Genomic DNA, 23053 nt, shown 5'->3' with positions numbered 1-23053 from the left:
TTTTTTTTTTTTTTTTTTTTTTTTTGTTTGTGTGTTTTTTTTTTTTTTTAACTCACCGGGCGCCGAACAAAAACTTTTGTGTTTCCCCCCCGGCCCCTCGCCCAAACCCTCCGGCCGGCCGGGAGACGTGGCCGGCCCGGGCCCGATCCAGCCCCGGACGCTAGGGGTTGGCGATGGCGTCGGACTCGCGGACGAGCTGGTTGTGCTCGTCGATGTCGTCCTCGTGGTTGGAGCGGATGCGGGTGACCGCGATGCAGGAGGTCAGCGAGATCGCCGCGAGGAAGATGCCGACCGCCAGGCCACCGTAGGCCTCGGCCAGCGGGGCGGCGATGAGCGGCGGGATCGCGCCACCGAGGATGGCCGCGATGTTGTAGGCCAGGCCGGCGCCGGTGTAGCGCAGGTCGACGCGGAACATCTCGGGCAGCATCGCGCCGGCGGGACCGTAGGAGATGCCGAAGATGACCATGGTCACCGTCAGGCCGAGCGCGAAGTGCCAGATGGTGCCGAAGTCGAGGACCCAGAACAGCGCCGGGGTCCACAGCACCGCGAGGGTCGTGGAGGTCAGGATGACCTTCGTGCGGCCGAGGCGGTCCGACAGTGCGGCGGAGGCGGCGATGGCGATGCCGAAGAGGATTGCCGCGAACATGCCGACCATGAGGATGTGCGTGCGCTGGAGTTCCAGCTTCGACGTGCCGTAGGACGTCAGGTACGAGGTGCCCATGTAGAACAGCGAGAACAGCGACGCCAGGGCGATGCCGCCGGTCATGGCCTCGCGCCACTGGTAGCGCAGCGTGTCCATGAACGGGAGGGTGCGGCGGACGCCGTTCGCCTTGTCCTCGGCGCGGCGCTCCTGCTCCTTCTTGAACGACGGCGTCTCCTGGATGGCCAGGCGGACGTACAGGCCGACGAAGACCATCACGATGGACAGCAGGAACGGGATGCGCCACGCCCACTCGAGGAAGGCGTCGGAGGTCTCGCCGATGGCCAGGAAGACCACCACGAACGTGCCGGAGGACAGGAAGAAGGCGATGGCCGCGCCGAGCTGCGGGAACATGGCGTAGGCGCCGCGCTTGCCCGGCGGCGCGTACTCCGCGGTGAGCAGCGTCGCGCCGGCCCATTCGCCGCCGACCGCCATGCCCTGCAGGAAGCGCATCACCACCAGGAGCACGGGGCCCCAGACGCCGATGCCGGATTCGAAGAAGCCGAAGGTGCCGGAGTCGTAGCCCGGCAGCAGGCCGATGAAGAGGGTCGCGATGCCCATCATCAGCAGCGTCCACACCAGCGTGCGCTTGCGACCGAGGATGTCGCCGAAGTGGCCGAAGACCACCGAGCCCAGCGGGCGGGCGAGGAACGCGACGCCGAAGGTGGCGAAGGAGGCGACCGTCGACAGCATCGGCGTCATGTTCGGGAAGAACACCGTGGGGAAGACGAGCGCGGCGGCGGTGCCGTAGATGAAGAAGTCGTAGAACTCGATCGTCGTGCCGACGAGGCTCGCCGTGGCGACCCTGCGCAGCGAGGGCCCCTTCTTCAGGTTCTCGGCCGGGTCGTGGGCCCCGATGCCGGGCCCGGTTGCGGGCCCGGTGCCGGACGAGCGGTCCGGCGCAAGTGAGTTGGTCATGGCGTCTCCTGCCTTGGGGGCGGCTCCTGGGAACCGCCCGGTCAACGATGTGACGCAGAACATATCCAGGCGTGACGCACGTCTCACATACCCGAAAGAGGGTGTTATGGATCCATCAGTTAACCGTGGCTAGCGGTTTTGTTAACCATTCAGAAGCTTTGCGACGAAAAGAACCTCCCCCACCTGCACCGATCCTACCGGCAGGTTCGTGAACCAGCGCCGGACACCCACCCGAAAATCCCCGGAAAACTTCGCCAAACGGAGCTTCGCGGTGCAGTGCACGCCCGTTTCAACCCCCGCACAACCCCGCCCCCCGCACGGGTTGATTCAGGACCACCTCAGGGAATGAGCCCGAGCATCCGTGCCCGGCTGACGGCGGCGTGGCGCCCCTTCGCGCCGAGCTTCGCGCTGGCGTTGCGCAGGTAGGCCTTGACCGTTTCGGCGCTCAGCGACAACCGCGCCGCCGCCTCCGCATTCGTGCACCCCAGCGCGACCTGCGCCAGCACGTCGAGCTCCCGGGCGGTCAACGCGGGCGCCTCCGCACTGCCGGCGCCACCTTCCGCCACCGCGCCGCCAACGCCACCAACCCCCTCCCCAACACCAATGCCGCCACCCGCACCAGCCCCGCCCCCGGCACCGGCACCGGGGAACAGCATCGCCGCCAGCCCGCCGGAGGCCGCGAGCAGCTTGTCGCGCGCCTCTCCGTCGGCCGTCGTCGCGGCGATGGCGCGCAGGTCGGCGTGCAGTTCGCGCAATCGTTCCAGATCGGAGGCCCCGGGCCCCTCCCCCGCCTCGCGGATCTCCGCGGTGCTGCGCTGCGCCATGCCGATGCGACGGTCGACCTCGTCGCGGATGCGCAGCTCGGTGCCGGCCTTCGCCGCCAAGCGCATGGCCACCGACCGGATCCGGTCGCCGAAGTCGAACTTCTCGCGGTGCGCGCCATAGAGGACCATCCGCGTTTCGCCGACGGTGGACAAGATCGGCACGGCCATGACGGGACCGAGGCCCTCGTTGTGCACGTGCTCGCGGTAACTGTCGGTGATGGTCCGCGCGGCTTCATAGTCCGCGACGACCGCCGGCCGCCGATCGCGCAGCACGCGCCCGCCGAGTCCTTCGCCGGGGGTGACCGTGAGACCGCGCACCCCGTCGGAGCGCAGCCCGACCCCGTCGCCGATGGTCACGCCGCCCTGCCCGCCGATGCCGAGGAAGACCACCGGCAGGTCCGCGTCCCTGCGCAGCTCCCGCACCAGCTGCTTGGCCAGGTCGCGGTCCCGCGGCCGGTTGTGCGGCATCGGCGCATCCTCCTCATCTTCCTCGTCATCTTCCTCGTCCGCCGCCCGCTCCCCCATCGCCGGCGCGGCGGTGCCCCATTCGGCTTCGTTTCCGAAACATCATAGCCGACGTCCCTGGCCGCTCCGGCACTTTCGCGTCGGGTACGATCGATGCCCACAACCGAATACTTCCCACGGGAGCGCCTACCGAACCGGCGCTGAGAGGGCATCGGGAATGCGGATGCCGACCGTTCGAACCTGTCCGGGTAATGCCGGCGTAGGAAAGGACCACCATGGCGAAGCCTGCCGTGAACCCCATGGACGAGGCCCGGGACCAGGTCACCACCGGCCCGATCTACCGTTCCGAGAAGCTTTACGACGATGTCATGTTCGACGGATCGCCCTTCGGCTCGGAGGATGCCGTCCTGCGCATCCCCGCCCGCCGGATCAACCTCACCGATGGCACGCATTTCGATGCCTACGACACCTCCGGCCCGTACACCGAAACCGATGCGGACCCGGATCTGCACGGCGGACTGCCGAAGACCAGGGACTCGTGGCCGACCCCTGCGCCCGCCCCGGCGTCGTCGCAAAGCCCCGACCTGAAGGCGTCGACCCAGCTGGCCTGGGCCCGCGCGGGGATCGTGACCCCGGAGATGGCGTTCATCGCCGCCCGCGAGGGCGTCGAGGCGGAGCTCGTGCGCTCCGAGGTCGCCGCCGGGCGCGCCGTGATCTGCGCGAACAGGAAGCACCCGGAGCTGGAGCCGATGATCATCGGCAAGAAGTTCGCGGTGAAGGTCAACGCGAACATCGGCAATTCCGTGGTCACCTCGTCCATCGCGGAGGAGGTGGAGAAGATGGTGTGGGCCACCCGCTGGGGAGCCGACACGATCATGGACCTGTCCACCGGCGCCGACATCCACGAGACCCGCGAGTGGATCCTGCGCAACTCCCCCGTGCCCGTGGGCACCGTGCCCATCTACCAGGCGCTGGAGAAGGTCAACGGCGACCCCGCGAAGCTGACGTGGGAGATTTACCGCGACACCGTCATCGAGCAGGCCGAGCAGGGCGTCGACTACATGACCGTCCACGCCGGCGTGCTGCTGCGCTACGTGCCGCTGGCCGCCAACCGCGTGACGGGCATCGTCTCGCGCGGCGGGTCGATCATGGCGGCGTGGTGCCTGGCCCACCACCGCGAGTCCTTCCTGTACGAGAATTTCGCGGAGCTGTGCGACATTTTCGCGAAGTACGACATCACCTTCTCGCTTGGCGACGGCCTGCGCCCGGGTTCCATCGCCGACGCCAACGATGAGGCGCAGTTCGCGGAGCTGCGGACGCTCGGCGAGCTGACGAAGATCGCCAAGTCCCGCGGCGTGCAGGTGATGATCGAGGGGCCCGGCCACGTGCCCATGCACAAGATCGCGGAGAACGTCCGGCTCGAGGAGGAGCTGTGCGAGGAGGCCCCGTTCTACACCCTGGGCCCGCTGGCCACCGACATCGCGCCCGGCTACGACCACATCACCTCCGCTATAGGCGCGGCGATGATCGCGCAGGCCGGCACGGCGATGCTGTGCTACGTCACGCCCAAGGAGCACCTGGGGCTGCCCAACCGCGACGACGTCAAGGTCGGCGTGATCACGTACAAGATCGCCGCGCACTCGGCGGACCTGGCCAAGGGGCTGCCGCTGGCGCAGGAGCGCGACGACGCCCTGTCGAAGGCGCGCTTCGAATTCCGCTGGCACGACCAGTTCGCCCTGGCGCTGGATCCGGACACGGCGCTGGACTACCACGACGAGACCCTGCCGGCCGAGCCCGCGAAGACCGCGCACTTCTGCTCGATGTGCGGCCCGAAGTTCTGCTCCATGCGCATCTCGCAGGACGTGCGCGACTACGCGAAGGAGCACGGGCTGGAGACCGTCGAGGCGATCGAAGCCGGCATGGCCGAGAAGTCCGAGGAGTTCGGCGCCGCCGGCGGCCGGGTGTATCTGCCGCTGTCGGCGGAGTAGGCGGCACCCGAACCGCGGCACCGGCATTGAGGCGCGTCTCACGCTGCCGATCAGCGTTTGTTTACCTTCCGTTCACCTTTATTCCTTTATCGGGACACCTTCGGGGGCGACACTGCGCAGGCACTTGCCAGTCGCGCGACCCGCGCACACGGCCCCGCTCTCCCACGAAGAGGGCACGGCCGGCACGAACAGAATCGAGCATCGATGACGACTCCCCGCCACCCGGGCGATGACGCCACCGCTTCGGCCACCGCGATGGCCGACCGACTCTCGGACGGGCCGGACGGCCCCACCAATGGCACGGACGGCGGCACCGTCGCCAGCGACGTCCCCCATGGCCTGCGCCGCCTGCCCAACTGGGCGCTGACGCTGCTGGCCATCGGCACCCTCTACATGCTGATCGTCGCCATCGGCGTCATCGGCGACGGCTTCAAGGGCCTGGGCAAGGATGCCGCGGAGGGCCTCTTCGACTTCGCCACCAACCCGTTCATCGCGCTGTTCGTCGGCGTGCTGGCCACGGCGATCATCCAGTCGTCGTCGACCACGACGACTCTGGTGGTCACCGCGGTCGGCGCCGGCGCGCTGCCGATCGAGGTCGCGGTGCCCATGATCATGGGCGCCAACATCGGCACCTCCGTGACCAATACGCTGGCCTCCTTCGGCCACGCCGGCCACAAGGACGAGTTCCGCCGGGCGTTCGCCGCATCGACGGTGCACGACTTCTTCAATCTCTTCGCCGTCATCATCCTGCTGCCGCTGGAGATCTTCTTCCACCCGATCCAGCGCAGCGCCGAGTGGGTGTCGGGCCAGCTGTTCGGCACGGTCCTGCCCGATCCGGGCCAGGCGGACTTCGTGGGCACGCTCACCGATCCCGTCGTCGACGTGCTGGGCATGGACGGCCTGATGGGCATGCTGCCGGGCTCCGACGTCGTCGCCGGCACCCTGACCATCCTCCTCGGCGTGGCCATGATCTTCTTCGCCGTCTCGTGGCTGGGCAAGATCCTGCAGCTGATCATGGTCGGCAAGGCCAAGGCGATCCTGGAGAAGTCCGTCGGCGGCCACCCGCTGACCGCGATGGGCGCCGGCATGCTGGTGACCGTCGCCGTGCAGTCCTCGTCGGTGACCACGTCGGTCATGGTCCCGTTCGCCGGTTCCGGCGCGCTGACCACCCGCCAGATCTACCCGCTGACCCTGGGCGCGAACGTGGGCACCACGGTCACCGCGCTCATCGCCGCGATGGCGGTCACCGGCGACGGCGCGAAGCTCGCGTTGACCATCGCGCTGGTGCACACGCTGTTCAACGTCTTCGGCATCCTCATCATCTACGGGCTGCCGTTCCTGCGCAGCCTGCCGCTGGTGGGCGCGGAGACGCTGGCCCGCGTGGCCGCCGAGCGCAAGATCTACGCCGTGGCCTGGGTCATGACGGTCTTCATCATCATCCCGGTGCTCGCGATCCTCATCAAGGTCCTGTTCACGTAGCCGCGGAAGCTACCCGCGCACCCCGCCGTCGATCCCCTAGGAGCCACCATGACCGATCCCGCCACCAATCCGGCGCCCGCACGGCCCGACGAACTAGATGCGGCGAGCATCGACGATCTGGAGAAGATGCTCTCCGACGCCGAGCGCAACATCCACGCGATCCGCGCCGAGCTCGCCGAACGCCGCAGCGAGCAGCGCCACGAGCAGATCGACGCCCTGCCCGACGACATCTCCACGTTCGAGGGAAGCTGGCGCAACATCATCAAGATCCTCCGCGACGTCATCCGCGAGGAGCGCGAAACCCGCGCCGCCGCGAAGCACGCCGACTAGAGAAGACCTGCGCCGACCTGCGCCGACCTGCACGATCCCGAACGCCCCTCCACGACACGCGGAGGGGCGTTCAATTTCCGTTAACTTTGCGTTTACCTTCGCTAGCCTGTAGCTTGATCCGCTAACCCGGTTATCCGGTGTGACCGACATCGCATGCGCCCCGCGCATGCCCGACACGAGCCAAGAGGTGACCGCCATGTTCGATGACGTCCACGAGAACCCCGAGCGCCGCGGCAACTCGCCGTCGCTCACCGCAGAGCTTTCCGACGGCCAGCGCCACGCGCTCTTCGTCGCACAGCTCCAGGTCCTGCCCGACGATTGGGCCCGCACGAAGGGCTCCTGGCGCGAATTCGGCCGCGTGCTGCGCGACGAGTTCTCCGCGCCGGCCGTCGCGGCCTGATCCTGCCGCCTGATCCCGCCGCCTGATCCCGCCACCTGGACCTGCCGCCGCCGCCCGAACTGCCTACAGTCGGGGGCATGAACGCCTCCGACGACCCGCGACCGCTGCGCGCCACCGATGACGAGCGCGGGCGGGTGGCCGACGAACTGTCGAACGCCCTCGCCCGCGGCCAGATCGACCTCACCGAGTTCGACGAGCGCACCCACCGCGCGTGGTCCGCGCGCACCCGCGACGAACTCGCCGATCCCCTCGCCGATCTCGTCCCCGATCCCTGGGCGGTGATCGGCGGCTCTGCCAATTCCTCCCTCCCCGCCAACCCCGCGCCGAACGGGGTCGTCCCCCACGACGCCCCGTCGTCGCGCGACCTCGCCGCAGTGTCCAAGGCGCACGTCACCGGCGAACCCGGCGGGTCCCGCCTGTCCGTGGCCATCATGTTCGGCGCCGGCCAGGACGGCGACTGGATCTGCCCGCCGACCCACCACTCCATCGCCCTCATGGGCGGCGTGGAACTCGACCTGCGCCGGGCCCGCTTCGAAGCCCCGGAAACCGAGATCGTCGCCATCGCCGTCATGGGCGGCATCCAGATCATCGTCCCCGAGGACATCCGCCTCACCGTCCAGGGCACGGGCCTCATGGGCGGCTTCGGTTCCTCCGACTCCCGCGACGTGGTCATCTCCGGCCACGACCTCCCGCCCGATGCCCCACGCGTGCGCGTCACCGGCCTCGCCCTCATGGGCGGCGTCGACGTTCACCGCGTCCCCCGCGGCGACCGCCGCGAGCTGCGCTAAGGTCGGTTCCCCTCCCCGCGACAGAGTTGTCGCACTGTTTACCCGCCGGTCAACGCCGGTACACCTGCTCTCCGCGTCCGTGTTTCATCGTGGAAGGCGACACCACCGCCCACGCCGCCCACGACCCCGCCGGGCCGAACACCCGAAGGCTCGGCGCAGGAGCCCCGATGACCTCCGATGCCATCGCGAACACGTCGACCGCGACCGACGCCGACACCGACACCGACACCTCCACCGACAACGACTCCGACACCGACCACCCCGACGAGTCGATCGATCGCGGCGAAGAGGCGCGCAAGGACGCGCGGATCCTGGGCAGGATCCCGGACTGGGGCCTGTGGTTGCTGGTCCCGGCGTGCCTGTACATGCTCATCGTCGCCATCGGCCTCATCGGAGATGGCTTCGCGGCACTTGGCGAAGACTCCGCGGAATCTCTGTTCTCTTTCGCGGGCAATCCCCTCATCGCGGTATTCGTCGGCATCCTGGCAACCTCGCTGATCCAGTCCTCGTCGACGACGACAGCCCTGGTGGTCACGGCAGTCGGCGCAGGCGCCGTCCCCCTGGAGGTCGGCATCCCCATGATCATGGGCGCCAACGTCGGCACCTCGGTGACCGGCAGCATCGCCTCGCTCGGCCACATCGACCGCCGCGAGGAGTTCCGCCGGGCCTTCGCCGCGACGACGGTCAACGACTTCTTCAACATCCTCGCCATCGTCGTGCTCCTGCCGCTGGAGCTGCTCTTCTCCCCGCTGCAGCACACCGCCGAATTCCTTGCCGACCTCCTCTACGGCACCGTGCTCCCCGATCCCGGCGAGGCGGACGTCCTCGGTGCGCTCACCGATCCGGTCGTCGACGTCATCGGCACCGAAGGCCTGACCGGCATGATCCCGGGCAACGAGGCGATCATGGGCGCGGTCACAATCACCCTGGGCGTCGGCCTGATCTTCCTTGCGGTGTCGTGGCTGGGCAAGATCCTCAAGATCCTCATGGTCGGGCGCGCGCGCCGGATGCTGGTCAAGGCCGTCGACGGCCGACCGGCCACCGCCATCGGCGCGGGCTTCGCAGCGACCATGGCCACGCAGTCGTCCTCGGTGACCACCTCGGTGATGGTGCCCTTCGCCGGAGCCGGCACGCTGACCACCAGGCAGATCTACCCGCTCACGCTGGGCGCCAATGTCGGCACCACCTTCACCGCCATCATCGCGGCGCTGGCCGTCACCGGTGACGGCGCCCGCCTCGCGCTGGTCATGGCGCTGGTGCACCTGTGCTTCAACCTTGCCGGCATCCTGCTCATCTTCGTCCTGCCGCTGCTGCGCAGCGTCCCCGTCACGGCGTCGGAGTTCATCGCGAAGCACGCGGCGCGCAACAAGTTCATCGCCATCGGCTGGATCGGCAGCGCCTTCTTCGCCGTCCCCGGACTGGCCATCCTCATCTTCGCGCTGCTCACGTGACGGCCGGGCCGTCGTAAAGCAGAGACGCGAAAGGGCCCGGCCACCGCTCCCCCGAAAGGAAGCGGTGGCCGGGCCCTCGACCGCGGTGCGCGGGCCTACTGGTCGTACGGGATGTCGTCCAGCGGGACGGCGCGACCGGTCGGCTCGGCGTAGGTGTCCTCCGGGCCGTAGAAGCCCTCGCCCAGGGAGGCGAACGGGGCGGCGGCCTGGCGGGCGGCCTCCTCCGTCGGCTCCACCGCGATGTTGCGGTAGCGGGAGATGCCCGTGCCGGCCGGGATCAGCTTGCCGATGATCACGTTCTCCTTCAAGCCGATCAGCTTGTCGGAGCGCTTGTTGATCGCCGCATCCGTGAGCACGCGGGTCGTCTCCTGGAAGGAGGCGGCCGACAGCCACGAATCCGTGGCCAGCGAAGCCTTCGTGATGCCCATGATCTCCAGGCGCATCTGGATGGCCTTGCCGCCCTCGGCGACGGCCTGGCGCGACGCGGCCACGGCCTCCGCGTGCTCCACCAGCGAACCCGGCAGGAACTCGGTCGAACCCGAGTCGATGACGGTGACGCGGCGCAGCATCTGGCGGACGATGACCTCGATGTGCTTGTCGTGGATGGCCACGCCCTGATCGCGGTAGACCGACTGGACTTCCTCGATCAGGTGGCGCTGCACGCCGCGGCGGCCGCGGATGCGCAGGACCTCGTGCGGGTCGGCGGCGCCCTTCATCAGCTGCGAGCCCATCTCCACGGTGTCGCCGTCGCGGATGGCGCGGCGGCGGCCGTCGACGGTGATCTCGGCGAGGCCCTGGCGCTTCGACAGCTTGTCGAAGACGACCTCGTCCGAACCGTCGTCCGGGATGATGGTCAGCGTGAAGAAGTGGTCGTCCTCCTCCAGGCGCACGCGGCCGGTGGCCGTGGCCAGCGGGGCGCGGTTCTTGGGCACGCGGGCCTCGAACAGCTCCTGGACTCGGGGCAGACCGCCGGTGATGTCGCCGCCGACGCCGCCCTGGTGGAACGTGCGCATGGTCAGCTGGGTGCCCGGCTCGCCGATGGACTGCGCGGCGACGATGCCCACGGCCTCGCCGATGTCGACCATCTTGCCGGTGGCCATGGAACGGCCGTAGCAGGTGGCGCAGACGCCGGTCGGCGTGTTGCAGGTCAGCACGGAACGGACCTTGACGGTGTCGATGCCGCGGGAGAGCAGATCGGTGATCTCCTCGTCGCGCAGATCGGTGCCCACCGGCAGGATCTCGTTGCCGTCGGCGTCGACGACCGGGGCCGCCAGGTAGCGGGCGATCGCCGAGGTCTCGGCGTACTGCGCGCGGCGCAGCTCGCCGGTCGGCTGGCCGTCGGCGCCGATGACGTGCTCGCCGATCTCGACGTCCACGCCGGCGGTGGCGCCACAGTCCTCTTCGCGGACGATGACGTCCTGCGCGACGTCGACCAGACGACGGGTCAGGTAGCCCGAGTCGGCGGTGCGCAGGGCGGTGTCGGCCAGGCCCTTGCGGGAACCGTGCGAGTTGTTGAAGTACTCCAGCACCGACAGGCCCTCGCGGAACGAGGTCTTGATCGGGCGCGTGATGTACTCGCCGCGCGGGTTGGTGACCATGCCCTTCATGCCGGCCAGCGAGTGGATCTGGCCCATGTTGCCGGCGGCGCCGGACTTCACGATCATCGGGATCGGGTTGTCGTCGGGGTACAGGCCCTCGACCTTCTCGCCGACCTCCGCGGTCGCGGCCTTCCACAGGTTGACCAGCGACTCGTGGCGCTCCGCGGACGACAGCTTGCCGCGGCGGAACTTTTTCTCGATCGTGTCGGCCTTCTGCTCGTAGGAGTCGAGGATCTCCTTCTTGTTCGGAAGGACGAGCACGTCGGACATGGCGATGGTGACGCCGGAACGCGTGGCCCAGTAGAAGCCCGCGTCCTTGAGCTTGTCGACGGTCTGCGCGACCGTGATCATCGGGTACTTCGACGCGAGGTCGTTGATGATCGCCGCCTGCGGCTTCTTGGCCATGACGCCCTCGACGTACGGGTAGTTCCACGGCAGCAGCTCGTTGAACATCACGCGGCCCAGGGTGGTGTTGGCGGTCCAGATCTGGCCCTTGTCCCAACCGTCGGCGAAGTGCTCCGCCTCGATGTCGGCCGGCGGGCGCAGGTGCGAGATGCGCACCTTGATCGGGGTCTGCAGGCCGATGGCGCCGCGGTCGTACGCCATGATGGCCTCGGCCGGGGAGGCGTAGATGCCCTGCTCCGGCGCGTCCTCGGTGGCGCCGGCGTGGGCGCCCGGCAGCTCCGGCTTCTCCAGCGTCAGGAAGTACAGGCCGGTGACCATGTCCAGTCGCGGCATGGCCAGCGGCTTGCCGGACGCCGGCGACAGGATGTTGTTCGAGGACAGCATGAGGATGCGGGCCTCGGCCTGCGCCTCCGCGGACAGCGGGAGGTGCACGGCCATCTGGTCGCCGTCGAAGTCGGCGTTGAACGCCTCACACGCCAGCGGGTGCAGCTGGATGGCCTTGCCCTCGACGAGCACGGGCTCGAAGGCCTGGATGCCCAGGCGGTGCAGGGTGGGGGCACGGTTGAGCAGCACCGGGTGGCCGGTGATGACGTCCTCGAGGACGTCCCAGACCTCCGGGCGCTGGCGCTCGACCATGCGCTTGGCCGACTTGATGTTCTGCGCGTAGCTCTTGGCCACGAGCTCCTTCATGACGAAGGGCTTGAACAGCTCCAGCGCCATGAGCTTCGGCAGACCGCACTGGTGCAGCTTCAGCTGCGGGCCGACGATGATGACCGAACGGCCCGAGTAGTCGACTCGCTTGCCCAGCAGGTTCTGGCGGAAGCGGCCCTGCTTGCCCTTGAGCAGGTCGGACAGCGACTTCAGCGGGCGGTTGCCCGGACCGGTGACCGGGCGGCCGCGGCGGCCGTTGTCGAACAGCGCGTCGACCGACTCCTGCAGCATGCGCTTCTCGTTGTTCACGATGATCTCGGGCGCGCCGAGGTCGATCATGCGCTTGAGGCGGTTGTTGCGGTTGATGACGCGGCGGTACAGGTCGTTGAGGTCCGAGGTGGCGAAACGGCCACCGTCGAGCTGCACCATCGGGCGCAGCTCCGGCGGGATCACCGGGACGCAGTCGAGGACCATCGCGGCCGGGTCGTTGCCCGACTGCAGGAACGCGGCGACGACCTTGAGGCGCTTGAGGGCGCGGAGCTTCTTCTGGCCCTTGCCGTCGCGGATGACCTCGCGCAGCGTCTCGGCCTCGGCGGCGAGATCGAAGTTGCGGATCAGCGTCTGGATCGCCTCGGCGCCCATGCCGCCGGTGAAGTAATCCTCGTAGCGGTCGACGAGCTCGGTGTAGATGCTCTCGTCGATGACCATCTGCTTCGGCTCGAGCTTGAGGAAGGTGTTCCAGATCTCATCGAGTCGGTCCAGCTCGCGCTGGGCCCGCTCGCGGATGTGCTTCATCTCGCGCTCGGCGGCGTTCTGCACCTTCTTGCGGGCATCGGCCTTCGCGCCGGCGGCCTCGAGCTCGGCGAGGTCCTCTTCCAGGGTCTGGGCGCGCTCGGCCAGCTCCTGGTCGCGGTCGTCCTCGACCATCTTCTTGTCGACCAGCATGTCCGCCTCGAGGGTGGTCTGGTCGTTGTGGCGCGCCTCGTCGTCGACGGACGTGATGATGTTCGCCGCGAAGTAGATGATCTTCTCGAGATCCTTCGGCGCCAGGTCCAGCAGGTAGCCCAAGCGCGACGGAACGCCCTTGAAGTACCAGATGTGCGTGACCGGCGCGGCCAGCTCGATGTGGCCCATGCGCTCGCGGCGGACCTTCGACTTGGTCACCTCGACGCCGCAGCGCTCGCAGATGATGCCCTTGAAGCGGACGCGCTTGTACTTGCCGCAGGCGCACTCCCAGTCGCGGGTCGGCCCGAAGATGCGCTCGCAGAACAGGCCGTCCTTCTCCGGCTTGAGCGTGCGGTAGTTGATGGTCTCGGGCTTCTTGACCTCTCCGCGCGACCAGCGGCGGATGTCGTCGGCGGTGGCGAGCCCGATCCGGAGCTCGTCAAAATTGTTGACGTCGAGCACCTGTAGTCCCTTTCCCCCGGCAATGTTCACGGGGTTTTCGTGCGTGCTGTGAATGTGCGTACTTGAAGTGGGTTGTTTCGTGCGAGCGGGGCGCCCGCGCCGAACGCCGCCGTTAGGCGGTGTCGGCGTCGGAACGCTCGTCGCGCGACAGGTTGATGCCCAGAGAGGCCGTGGCGTGGTCCAGCTCGTCGTCGTCCGTGGAGCTCAGCTCCACCGGGACGCCGTCGGCGGACAGCACCTCGACGTTGAGGCACAGCGACTGGAGCTCCTTCAGGAGCACCTTGAACGACTCCGGGATACCGGGATCCGGGATGTTGTCGCCCTTGACGATCGCCTCGTAGACCTTCACGCGGCCGACGACGTCGTCGGACTTGATGGTCAGCAGCTCCTGCAGGGTGTAGGCGGCGCCATACGCCTGCATGGCCCACACCTCCATCTCGCCGAAGCGCTGGCCGCCGAACTGGGCCTTACCGCCCAGGGGCTGCTGCGTGATCATCGAGTACGGGCCCGTGGAACGCGCGTGGATCTTCTCGTCCACCAGGTGGTGCAGCTTGAGCATGTACATGTAGCCCACCGACACCGGGAACGGGAACGGCTCACCGGAGCGGCCGTCCATCAGCTGCGCCTTGCCGTCGGCGTTGACCAGGACGTCGCCGTCGCGGTCCGGGCGGGAGGACGCCAGCAGACCGGCGAGCTCCTCGTTCTCCGCGCCGTCGAACACCGGGGTGGCCACGAGCGAGTCGGCCGGGACGTCGTAAAGCTCCTTCGGCAGGCGCTTGGCCCAGTCCGGATCGCCGTCGATGGTCCAGCCGGCCTTCGCCAGCCAACCGAGGTGCACCTCGAGGACCTGGCCGATGTTCATTCGGCGGGGCACGCCGTGCGTGTTCAGCAGGATGTCGACCGGGGTGCCGTCCGGCAGGAAGGGCATGTCCTCCTGCGGCAGGATCTTGCCGATGACGCCCTTGTTGCCGTGGCGGCCGGCCATCTTGTCGCCGTCCTGGATCTTGCGCTTCTGGGCGACGTAGACGCGGATCATCTCGTTGACGCCCGGGGCCAGATCGTCGTCGTCCTCGCGCGAGAACACGCGGACGCCGATGACCTTGCCGGACTCGCCGTGCGGGACGCGCATCGAGGTGTCGCGCACCTCGCGGGCTTTCTCGCCGAAGATGGCGCGCAGCAGGCGCTCCTCCGGGGTCAGCTCGGTCTCGCCCTTCGGGGTGACCTTGCCCACGAGGATGTCGCCGTCGCGGACGTCGGCGCCGATGCGCACGATGCCGCGGTCGTCGAGGTCCTTGAGCATGTCCTCGCCGACGTTCGGGATCTCGCGCGTGATCTCCTCGGGGCCCAGCTTGGTGTCGCGGGCATCGATCTCGTGCTCCTCGATGTGGATCGAGGTGAGGATGTCCTCCTCCACCATGCGCTGGTTGAGGATGATCGCGTCCTCGTAGTTGTGGCCCTCCCACGGCATGAACGCCACGAGCAGGTTCTTGCCCAGCGCCATCTCGCCGTTGTCGGTGCCCGGGCCATCGGCGATGACCTGGCCGGCCTCGACGCGGTCGCCCTCGTCGACGAGCGGCTTCTGGTTGTAGCTGGTGCCCTGGTTCGTGCGCTCGAACTTGCGCAGGATGAAGGTGTGGCGCTGGCCCTCGTCATCCATGATGGTGATGAAGTCCGCCGACACCGACTCGACCGCGCCATCGCACGGGGCGATGATCAGGTCGCCGGCGTCGTACGCGGCGCGCTGCTCCATGCCGGTGCCCACGAAGGGGGCCTCGGCGCGCAGCAGCGGCACGGCCTGGCGCTGCATGTTCGCGCCCATCAGGGCACGGTTGGCGTCGTCGTGCTCGAGGAACGGGATCATGGCGGTGGCGACCGACACCATCTGGCGCGGCGACACGTCCATGTAGTCGACCTCGGTGGCGCGGACGACCTCGACGTCGCCGCCCTTCTTGCGCACCGGCAGCGTCTCGTTGACGAACTGGCCCTCGGAGTCGACCGGCGTGTTCGCCTGGGCGACGACGTAGCGGTCCTCCTCGTCGGCGGTCAGGTAGTCCACGTCGGTGGTCAGCTTGCCGTCGACGACGCGGCGGTACGGGGTCTCGATGAAACCGAACGGGTTCACGCGGGCGTAGACCGACAGCGAACCGATCAGGCCGATGTTCGGGCCCTCGGGGGTCTCGATCGGGCACATACGGCCGTAGTGCGACGGGTGGACGTCGCGGACCTCCAGGCCGGCGCGCTCGCGCGACAGGCCGCCCGGGCCCAGCGCCGACAGGCGGCGCTTGTGGGTCAGGCCCGACAGGGAGTTGTTCTGGTCCATGAACTGCGACAGCTGCGACGTGCCGAAGAACTCGCGGATCGCGGCGGAGACCGGGCGCACGTTGATCAGGGTGGTCGGCTGGATCGACTCGACGTCCTGGGTGGTCATGCGCTCGCGGACGACGCGCTCCATGCGCGACAGGCCGACGCGGACCTGGTTCTGGATGAGCTCGCCCACGGTGCGCAGGCGGCGGTTGCCGAAGTGGTCGATGTCGTCGACCTCGACCGGGACCTCGCGCCCATCGGGGGAGGTCATGGCCTTCTCGCCGTCGTGCAGGCGCACGAGGTACTCGATGGTGGTGGCGATGTCCTGCTCGGTGAGGACCATCTCGCCGACGCCGTCGCCGCCGAGGCCCAGCTTGCGGTTGACCTTGTAGCGGCCGACCTTGGCCAGGTCGTAGCGCTTGGGCTTGAAGAAGTTGTTCTCCAGCAGCGCCAGCGCCGACTCGCGCGTCGGGGGCTCGCCCGGGCGCTGCTTGCGGTAGATCTCCAGCAGGGCTTCGTCGGTGTTGGCGACGCCGTCCTTCTCGAGCGTGGCCATCATGATCTCGGAGAAGCCGAAGCGCTCCTTGATCTCCTCCGTCGTCCAACCGAACGCCTTCAGCAGCACGGTGACCGGCTGGCGGCGCTTGCGGTCGATGCGGACGCCGACGGTGTCCCGCTTGTCGACGTCGAACTCCAGCCACGCACCGCGCGACGGGATGATCTTGACGGAGTGCAAGGGGCGCTCGGTCGACTTGTCGATGGTCTCGTCGAAGTAGACGCCCGGGGAACGCACGAGCTGGGAGACGACGACACGCTCGGTGCCGTTGACGATGAACGTGCCCTTGTCGGACATCATCGGGAAATCGCCGATGAAGACCGTCTGCGACTTGATCTCGCCGGTCTCGCGGTTGGTGAACTCGGCCGTGACGTACAGCGGGGCCGAGTAGTTGATGTCCTTGTCCTTGCATTCGTCCACCGTGTTCTTCACGGAGTCGAACCAGGGGTCGGACAGGGTGAGGGACATCTTCTGCGAGTAGTCCTCGATCGGGGACAGCTCGTCAAGGATGTCCTCGAGTCCACTGGTGACCTGAGACCCGTCGCCGAGTTCCTCCTGGCGGCGGGCGCGCCACTCGGGCGTGCCGATGAGCCATGCGAACGACTCACGCTGCAGATCGAGAAGACCCGGAACCGCAATGGGCTCGCTGATCTTCGCGAATGAGTACCTCTTCGAAGCTCCGGGAATACCGGCCACTGCCTTGGTCTGGCGGGAGACTGCCAAGATGGGTCCTTCCAGCACCTCACGCGGTGGGGGCGCCGGCAACCGGTGGCGCGCCCGTCCGCTTGGATTTAAGCGTTTGGTTTGCAGGAATCACACGGTAGCGGGCAGAGCCTTGCGGACGATGCACGTCAGGGCCACGGCAGGGGTTGCAAAATACCAGTTCACAGGCTTTGCGACGCCCCCGTTATCCCGGACGGCACGTCAAGTGGGGACACTACGACACACCTAATTCCAGCGCAACGACTCAGCCTATACCATCGCAGGCCGCAAGTCCACTGGAAATCTGGTGCGCGTGTGTCGGGAGGACGGGGGTCACTTCCGGCGCGCTGGATCGCCGGGCTCTTCTCCCCGATTCGGACCGGCCGGCCGGAAGGCGCCGACGGTTCCGCCGAAGGCCAAGATAGCACCGATCGCCAGAAGCGCAATCGACCAAGCGCGCACGGGCGCCGTATCCGCGACTTCCAGGGCCTGCTGCAGCAATCGCGCCGACGCCTGATCGTCGACTCCACCGGTGAAGCGCAGCAGCGTGCGCAGCCGCTCCCCCTCGCGGGTCTCCCAGCGCAGGTCCAGATCCTCGTTGATGTCCACGACCATGCCGCTGTCCGGCTCGACGAGCCACTCGCGGGTGCCCTGGTACATGAGGAAGCCGGTCTTGTCGTCGACGCTGATCTGCGACAGGTTCGAGCGGTACAGCGACGCCAGGTTCGTCGGCGCGATGGTCTGGCGGTAGCGCAGGACCTCGTTGCCGCCGATGTCCGCGGTGCCCTGGTATTCGGCGGGCACCGTGCGGCGCAGGAAATCGTCGAACACCGGGTAGGTCACGGCCTCGGCCCCGGCGGGGAACTTCACCCAGTAACCTTCTGCCGGCACCTCCACGGGCACGCCCGCCATCTGGTCGGTCAACTGCGCCGGGGCGAGGAACTCGCCGCTCAACCGGTCGACCGTGAACGTCCACACCGCGGCATCGACCAGCTCGAGGATGGGATCGGTGCCCATGACCTCCGGCGGCAGCTCGCGCGTCGTCGACGTGCCCAGGCGCACCGACACCCGCTTCTCGTCCGCCGGCTCGATCAATTCGCCGTGGAACTGGCGCCGGATCGGACCGGTGGCGTCTTCCCTGGTGCCGTCGGGAAGCAACTTCGAGGACACCCCGTCCTCGGCCCGCAGCGCGTACGTGGTGTCCGGCAGGTCGAGGGGGATCTTGGGGTCGTCGGACACCAGGCGGGGCAGGAAAGCGCCGGCGGCGATCATCGCCGCACCGAGCCCGATGATCAGGACGGCGATGATGCGCGAACGGGGAAGCATGCGCACCATCCTACTCAGGCGCCACTCCCCCACCGCATCCTGGACCGCTTACCTCGACGCCCTCGCAAGTAGCCCAAAAAAGACCGGGCCCCGCCGGCACGCGGTGAGCGTGCGGGCGGGGCCCGGTGAAAAAGCTGGCGCGGGGGTGCCGCGGCGCAGGTCCCTTACTTCAGGGAAACCTTGGCGCCGGCCTCCTCGAGCTTGGCCTTGGCGGCCTCGGCGTCGTCCTTGGACGCGCCCTCGATGATGGCCTTCGGCGCACCCTCGACGAGCTCCTTGGCCTCCTTCAGGCCCAGGCCGGAGACGAGCTCGCGGACGGCCTTGATCACGCCGATCTTCTTGGCGCCGGCATCCTCGAGGACGACGTCGAACTCGTCCTTCTCCTCGGCGGCCGGGGCAGCCTCGCCACCGGCGGCGGCGACGGCGACGGGGGCGGCGGCGGTGACGTCGAACTCGTCCTCGAACGCCTTCTTGAACTCGGTCAGCTCAACGAGGGTCATCTCCTTGAACGCCTCGAGCAGCTCCTCGGTGGTGTACTTAGCCATGATGTGTCTCCTGTGAAGTCATGTGCGGCGCGAGCCGCGGGGTGCGGGACCCGGTCCGGGTCCCGCGTATTCGGGTCTGTGGTGCCGGTGCTCTACTGCTTCTTCTCCTCGAGCGCCGCGGCGAGGCGGGCGACCGAGGAGGTGGGGGCATCGAGCAGGCCGGCGACGTTCGCCAGAACGCCATTGAAGGCACCGGCCAGCTTGGCCAGAGTGGTCTCGCGGTTGTCCATGTCCGCGAGGGCCTGGAACTGCGCGGCGTCCATAGCCGCGCCGTCCATGTAGCCGCCCTTGATCACGAGGTTCTTGTTGTCCTCGGCGAACTTCTTGATCGCCTTGGCCGCGTCGACGGCCTCGCCCTTGATGAAGGCGACGGCGGTCGGTCCGGTGAGGTGCTCGTCAAGACCCTCGACGCCCGCCTCGGCGGCGGCGAGCTTGATCATGGTGTTCTTGGCGACGGAGTACTTCACGTCGGCGCCAAGGGCGCGACGCAGCTCGGTGATCTGCGCGACGGACATGCCGCGGTACTCGGTGAGAACGATGGCGGTCGACTCGTCGACGTCCTGCTTGATCGACGCGACGGCGGCCTGCTTAACGGCGTTTGCTGCCATGGGTACTCTCGCCTCCTTCCTGATGTGTCGTGGGTTAGACGCCGGGGTAAGGGGCGGAAACGACGAACGCCCCGGGCGCACAATGGCCGGGGCGCGAAGGAGGTGCACGGCACGCGGCCGGGCGTCTTCACGACTCCAAGTCATCCTGCGCGGGCCGTCAGCGTCTGCGCTGAACCTTCATCCTGGATAGCCAGGAAACCGGCGGTCTTCGGTGAAACTTGAGTCTCCGGCTTCCCGCGAGGGAGCCGGTCAAACTTCATGGCGGTACGTTACACCGCAGGTGCGGAATCTCCAAAATCGTCGCCGCGGGAGGGCCGGGAAGGCTTGGCCGCTCCCCCGCAGTCGAGCCCGCCGGACTGATCCGGGCCCAGCTCCCGATCGAGTTCCCTACCCAGTTCCTCGTCGATCTCCTCCGCGATGCGCCGGTCGTCGCGCTCCCGGTCGTGCACCGCGAGCTCGACGTCGGCGAAGAAGCACAGCAGCTCGGGGTCGCCGGCCATGAGCACGCGGTCGGCGAATCGCCCGGGCAGCCGCGGAAACGCCAGCGGGTGCGCGCCCGGCCCGACCGCGTCGAGCACCGCCGCGGCCAGCTGCAGGCCGAGCGCCAGCACCGGGTCGCTCCCCTCCCCGCCCCTCAAAAGACGCTTGACGACGACCCCCAGCTCCACCGCATCCATCCGCGCCAGCGCGCGCAGCACCCGGATCGCCACCACCCGGGAGGCCGCATCCCCCGCCACCGCCCTGGCGACGGAATCCTCCAGCAGCTCCGCCACGGGGCGGTCGTCGCCCAGGCCGAGCTTCAGCTCCGCCAAAAACGGCAGCGACGCCACCCGGACCGACGGCAATTCGCGGACGTCGGGGTCGAGCCCCGCCAAGGTCGCCTCGAGTTCGCCGAGGACGAACCCGGTGCCGTCGTCAAGCATCGCCAGCCGCTCGATCGCGCGCAGGGCCGAAGCCTCGCGGGACCCGCGATCATCCCGGGGGTCGCCCCCGGCGCGGCCGGAACTGATGTGCATGGGCAAAACGATAGGGGCCCCGCACCGGCCCGGGGCCGGATTCACGCAAAAACCCGGCCACGCGCCAAAAGCGCGGGCCGGGCCATGCGGTGCGGGGTCACCCGCCGGGGACTTAGGCGTCCTCGTTGCCCGCGTAGTTCTTCACCACGGAGGCATCGACCTGGATGCCCGGGCCGGAGGTGGAGGACAGGGTGATCTTCTTCAGGTACTTGCCCTTGGCCGCGGACGGCTTCAGGCGCAGCAGCTCGTCGAGCAGGGCGCCGTAGTTCTCGGCCAGCTGCTCGGCGGTGAAGGAGGCCTTGCCGATCAGGGCGTGCAGGTTCGACGCCTTGTCGACGCGGAACGAGATCTTGCCGCCCTTGACCTCGGTGATGGCCTTGGCCACGTCGGCGGTGACGGTGCCGGTCTTCGGGTTCGGCATCAGGCCGCGGGGGCCCAGGACGCGCGCGACGCGGCCGACCTTGGCCATCTGGTCCGGGGTGGCGATGGCGACGTCGAAGTCGGTCCAGCCGCCCTGGATCTTCTCGATCAGCTCGTCGGTGCCCACGAAGTCGGCGCCGGCCTCCTCGGCCTTGGTGGCGTTCTCGCCGGCGGCGAAGACGGCGACGCGGACGGTCTTGCCCGTGCCGTTGGGCAGGGAGACGGTGCCGCGGACCAGCTGGTCGGCCTTGCGCGGGTCGACGCCCAGGCGGATGGCGACGTCCACGGAAGCATCGTACTTCTGCGAGGAGGTCTCCTTGACCAGGTTCGTGGCCTCGATCGGGGTGTAAAGGCGACCGGCGTCGATCTTCTCGGCGGCGGCCTTGTAAGCCTTGGACTGCTTGCTCATTGTGGTTCCAATCTTGTCGTTGGAGTCGTGGTGCGGGCCGGAGCGGGCCCTGCCACGGTTATCGGGATGGGACTACTTGCCCTCGACGACGATGCCCATGGAGCGGGCGGTGCCGGCGATGATCTTCGCGCCGGCCTCGATGTCGTTGGCGTTGAGGTCCGGCTTCTTCTGCTCGGCGATCTCGCGGCACTGGTCCATGGTCACGGAGCCGACCTTGTCGGTGTGCGGGACGCCGGAGCCCTTCTGCAGGCCGGCGGCCTTCAGCAGCAGCTTCGCGGCCGGCGGGGTCTTCAGCGAGAAGTCGAACGAGCGGTCCTCGTAGACGTTGATCTCGACCGGGATGACGTTGCCGCGCTGGTTCTCCGTGGCGGCGTTGTACGCCTTGCAGAACTCCATGATGTTGACGCCGTGGGCGCCCAGGGCCGGGCCAACCGGCGGGGCCGGGTTGGCCTGGCCGGCCTGGATCTGCAGCTTGATGACGGCCTGGATCTTCTTCTTCTTCGGAGGCATCGGGGACCTTCTTCCTTGTTACCGGGTTCGCCGCCGCCATGATGCCGGGGCCTGCGGCCACCCGTCCGGATGCCGGCCGCGCACGGCCAAGCCACCGGGGATGAAAAAATTCGTCGCGCGCCAGTTGGCGCGCGACGAATGACGTTACCTGCAGCGGGCCGCCCGCCAAAATCGCGGCGGGCGGCGGTCTGCGGAGATTGTTCCGGCCAACTGCCGGAGGAAACTCCTAGGTGAGCTTCTCGACCTCGTCCAGGCCGAGCTCGACCGGGGTCTCGCGGCCGAAGATGGACACCAGGGCCTTGATGCGGCCGGTGGAGGCGTCGATCTCGGAGATGGTGGCCGCGACGGAGGCGAACGGGCCGGACAGGATGGTGACCGACTCGCCGACCTCGTAATCGATGGCGACCTTGTCGTCCTCGACCTTCGGCGCGGAGGCGACGGACAGCTCGGCGGCCTCGCCCGGCTGGGTGCCCTCGGCGGCGTCGGCGGTGACGGTCTCCTTGGGCATGAGGAACTTGGCGACCTCGCGGATCTTCACCTGGGTCGGGTGGCCCTCGGAACCGACGAAGGAGGTCACGCCCGGGGTGTCGCGGACGACGGACCACGACGGGTCGTCGAGGGACATGCGCACGAGCACGTAACCCGGCAGCAGCTTGCGCTTGACGGTCTTGAGCTTGCCGTCCTTGCGCTCCTGCACCTCTTCGATGGGGACGATGACCTCGTGGATCTGCTCCTCGACGCCCAGGGTCTGGGCGCGCATCTCCAGGTTGGTCTTCACCTTGTTCTCGTAGCCCGAGTAGCACTGGATGATGTACCAGTCGCCCTTGCGGCGCTTGAGCTCGCGCTGGAACTCGCGCAGGCGCTGGCGGTACTCCGCCTCCGGGTCGACCTCTTCGGCCTCGCCCTCGGCCCCCTCGGCCGACTCGCCCTCAGCAGACTCGCCCTCGGCACCCTCGGCACGCTCTTCCACGCCCTGGCCCTCGGCGTCCTCGGCGACGGCCTCGGCCGCCTCCCCCGTCGCGCCGGCGCCCTCGAGGCCCTCGACGGCGTCCTGGCCCGCACCCTCGGCGGTGGCGGCGGCATCGGCGTCGACGTCGGCCTCGGCGGCCTCCTTCGCGGCGTCGATGATCGCGTCGCCGATCGGCCCGGTGGAGCCCTCGGCGTCGGAGAAGATGTTCTGACCGTCGTTCATTCGGTGCGACCCTTCCAGTCTGCGCCCGGGGCGTGCCCCGCGCGTCCGTGCTTGTTCTCGT

The 23053-nt window shown here is 68.4% G+C and carries 17 protein-coding genes and 1 riboswitch; of the genes, 6 read left to right on the top strand and 11 right to left on the bottom strand.

The genetic code is table 11. From position 1 onward, the window contains the following. Nucleotides 1–160 precede the first annotated feature (160 nt). Both ACFWGD_RS07455 and ACFWGD_RS07450 read right to left on the bottom strand, forming a co-directional pair. Nucleotides 161–1618 carry an MFS transporter gene (locus ACFWGD_RS07455; RefSeq protein ID WP_377777977.1) on the bottom strand — a complete coding sequence of 486 codons (1458 nt, stop codon included), beginning with the start codon at nucleotides 1616–1618 and terminating at the stop codon, nucleotides 161–163. 338 nt (nucleotides 1619–1956) lie between these two features. Further along, nucleotides 1957–2910 carry a LuxR C-terminal-related transcriptional regulator gene (locus ACFWGD_RS07450; RefSeq protein WP_377777976.1) on the bottom strand — a complete coding sequence of 318 codons (954 nt, stop codon included), beginning with the start codon at nucleotides 2908–2910 and terminating at the stop codon, nucleotides 1957–1959. A 163-nt stretch (nucleotides 2911–3073) separates the two neighbouring features. Beyond that, nucleotides 3074–3190: riboswitch (TPP riboswitch) on the top strand. Between ACFWGD_RS07450 and thiC the strand changes: the two genes are divergently transcribed. The 6 genes from thiC (at nucleotide 3183) to ACFWGD_RS07420 (ending at nucleotide 9343) form a co-directional block, all read left to right on the top strand. Next, entirely contained in the window at nucleotides 3183–4895 is a 1713-nt protein-coding gene (gene thiC, locus ACFWGD_RS07445) for a phosphomethylpyrimidine synthase ThiC (protein WP_377777975.1), read from the top strand. Its footprint overlaps the riboswitch before it by 8 nt. Before the next feature lie 204 nt (nucleotides 4896–5099). Beyond that, entirely contained in the window at nucleotides 5100–6374 is a 1275-nt protein-coding gene (locus ACFWGD_RS07440; protein WP_377777974.1) for a Na/Pi symporter, read from the top strand. Between the two features lie 48 nt (nucleotides 6375–6422). After that, nucleotides 6423–6704, top strand: a complete 282-nt coding sequence (locus ACFWGD_RS07435) for a hypothetical protein (protein ID WP_377777973.1) — start codon at nucleotides 6423–6425, stop codon at nucleotides 6702–6704. 166 nt (nucleotides 6705–6870) lie between these two features. Next, on the top strand, nucleotides 6871–7104 hold the full coding sequence (locus ACFWGD_RS07430; protein ID WP_377777972.1) for a hypothetical protein: 234 nt from the start codon (nucleotides 6871–6873) through the stop codon (nucleotides 7102–7104). A 77-nt stretch (nucleotides 7105–7181) separates the two neighbouring features. Then, a complete protein-coding gene (locus ACFWGD_RS07425; protein WP_377777971.1) occupies nucleotides 7182–7892 on the top strand; it encodes a DUF1707 domain-containing protein in 711 nt (236 codons plus the stop codon). Between the two features lie 167 nt (nucleotides 7893–8059). Continuing rightward, on the top strand, nucleotides 8060–9343 hold the full coding sequence (locus tag ACFWGD_RS07420; protein WP_377777970.1) for a Na/Pi symporter: 1284 nt from the start codon (nucleotides 8060–8062) through the stop codon (nucleotides 9341–9343). 95 nt (nucleotides 9344–9438) lie between these two features. Here the strand turns inward: ACFWGD_RS07420 and ACFWGD_RS07415 are convergent, their stop codons facing one another. From ACFWGD_RS07415 to nusG, 9 genes are all read right to left on the bottom strand, one after another. After that, complete coding sequence (locus tag ACFWGD_RS07415; RefSeq protein ID WP_377777969.1) at nucleotides 9439–13404, bottom strand: DNA-directed RNA polymerase subunit beta'; 3966 nt, start codon at nucleotides 13402–13404, stop codon at nucleotides 9439–9441. Between the two features lie 112 nt (nucleotides 13405–13516). Next, a complete protein-coding gene (locus ACFWGD_RS07410; RefSeq protein WP_377777968.1) occupies nucleotides 13517–17005 on the bottom strand; it encodes a DNA-directed RNA polymerase subunit beta in 3489 nt (1162 codons plus the stop codon). A gap of 294 nt (nucleotides 17006–17299) precedes the next feature. Next, nucleotides 17300–18292, bottom strand: a complete 993-nt coding sequence (locus ACFWGD_RS07405) for a DUF3068 domain-containing protein (protein ID WP_377777967.1) — start codon at nucleotides 18290–18292, stop codon at nucleotides 17300–17302. 164 nt (nucleotides 18293–18456) lie between these two features. Then, complete coding sequence (gene rplL / locus ACFWGD_RS07400) at nucleotides 18457–18837, bottom strand: 50S ribosomal protein L7/L12 (RefSeq protein WP_377777966.1); 381 nt, start codon at nucleotides 18835–18837, stop codon at nucleotides 18457–18459. Nucleotides 18838–18929: 92 nt separating this feature from the next. Then, the gene (gene rplJ, locus ACFWGD_RS07395) at nucleotides 18930–19445 is read right to left on the bottom strand and encodes a 50S ribosomal protein L10 (RefSeq protein ID WP_377777965.1); all 516 of its coding nucleotides are present in this window, start codon (nucleotides 19443–19445) and stop codon (nucleotides 18930–18932) included. A gap of 269 nt (nucleotides 19446–19714) precedes the next feature. Further along, entirely contained in the window at nucleotides 19715–20461 is a 747-nt protein-coding gene (locus ACFWGD_RS07390; RefSeq protein ID WP_377777964.1) for a hypothetical protein, read from the bottom strand. Between the two features lie 112 nt (nucleotides 20462–20573). Next, on the bottom strand, nucleotides 20574–21290 hold the full coding sequence (gene rplA, locus ACFWGD_RS07385; protein WP_377777963.1) for a 50S ribosomal protein L1: 717 nt from the start codon (nucleotides 21288–21290) through the stop codon (nucleotides 20574–20576). Between the two features lie 72 nt (nucleotides 21291–21362). Then, nucleotides 21363–21800 carry a 50S ribosomal protein L11 gene (gene rplK, locus ACFWGD_RS07380; protein WP_377777962.1) on the bottom strand — a complete coding sequence of 146 codons (438 nt, stop codon included), beginning with the start codon at nucleotides 21798–21800 and terminating at the stop codon, nucleotides 21363–21365. Between the two features lie 226 nt (nucleotides 21801–22026). Beyond that, the gene (gene nusG, locus ACFWGD_RS07375; protein ID WP_377777961.1) at nucleotides 22027–22992 is read right to left on the bottom strand and encodes a transcription termination/antitermination protein NusG; all 966 of its coding nucleotides are present in this window, start codon (nucleotides 22990–22992) and stop codon (nucleotides 22027–22029) included. Nucleotides 22993–23053 lie beyond the last annotated feature (61 nt).

The organism is Corynebacterium sp. NPDC060344, from assembly GCF_042725215.1.
GTDB lineage: Bacteria > Actinomycetota > Actinomycetes > Mycobacteriales > Mycobacteriaceae > Corynebacterium.
Note: the sequence above shows the minus strand (reverse complement) of the source record. Positions and strands in the feature narration are given on the sequence as shown.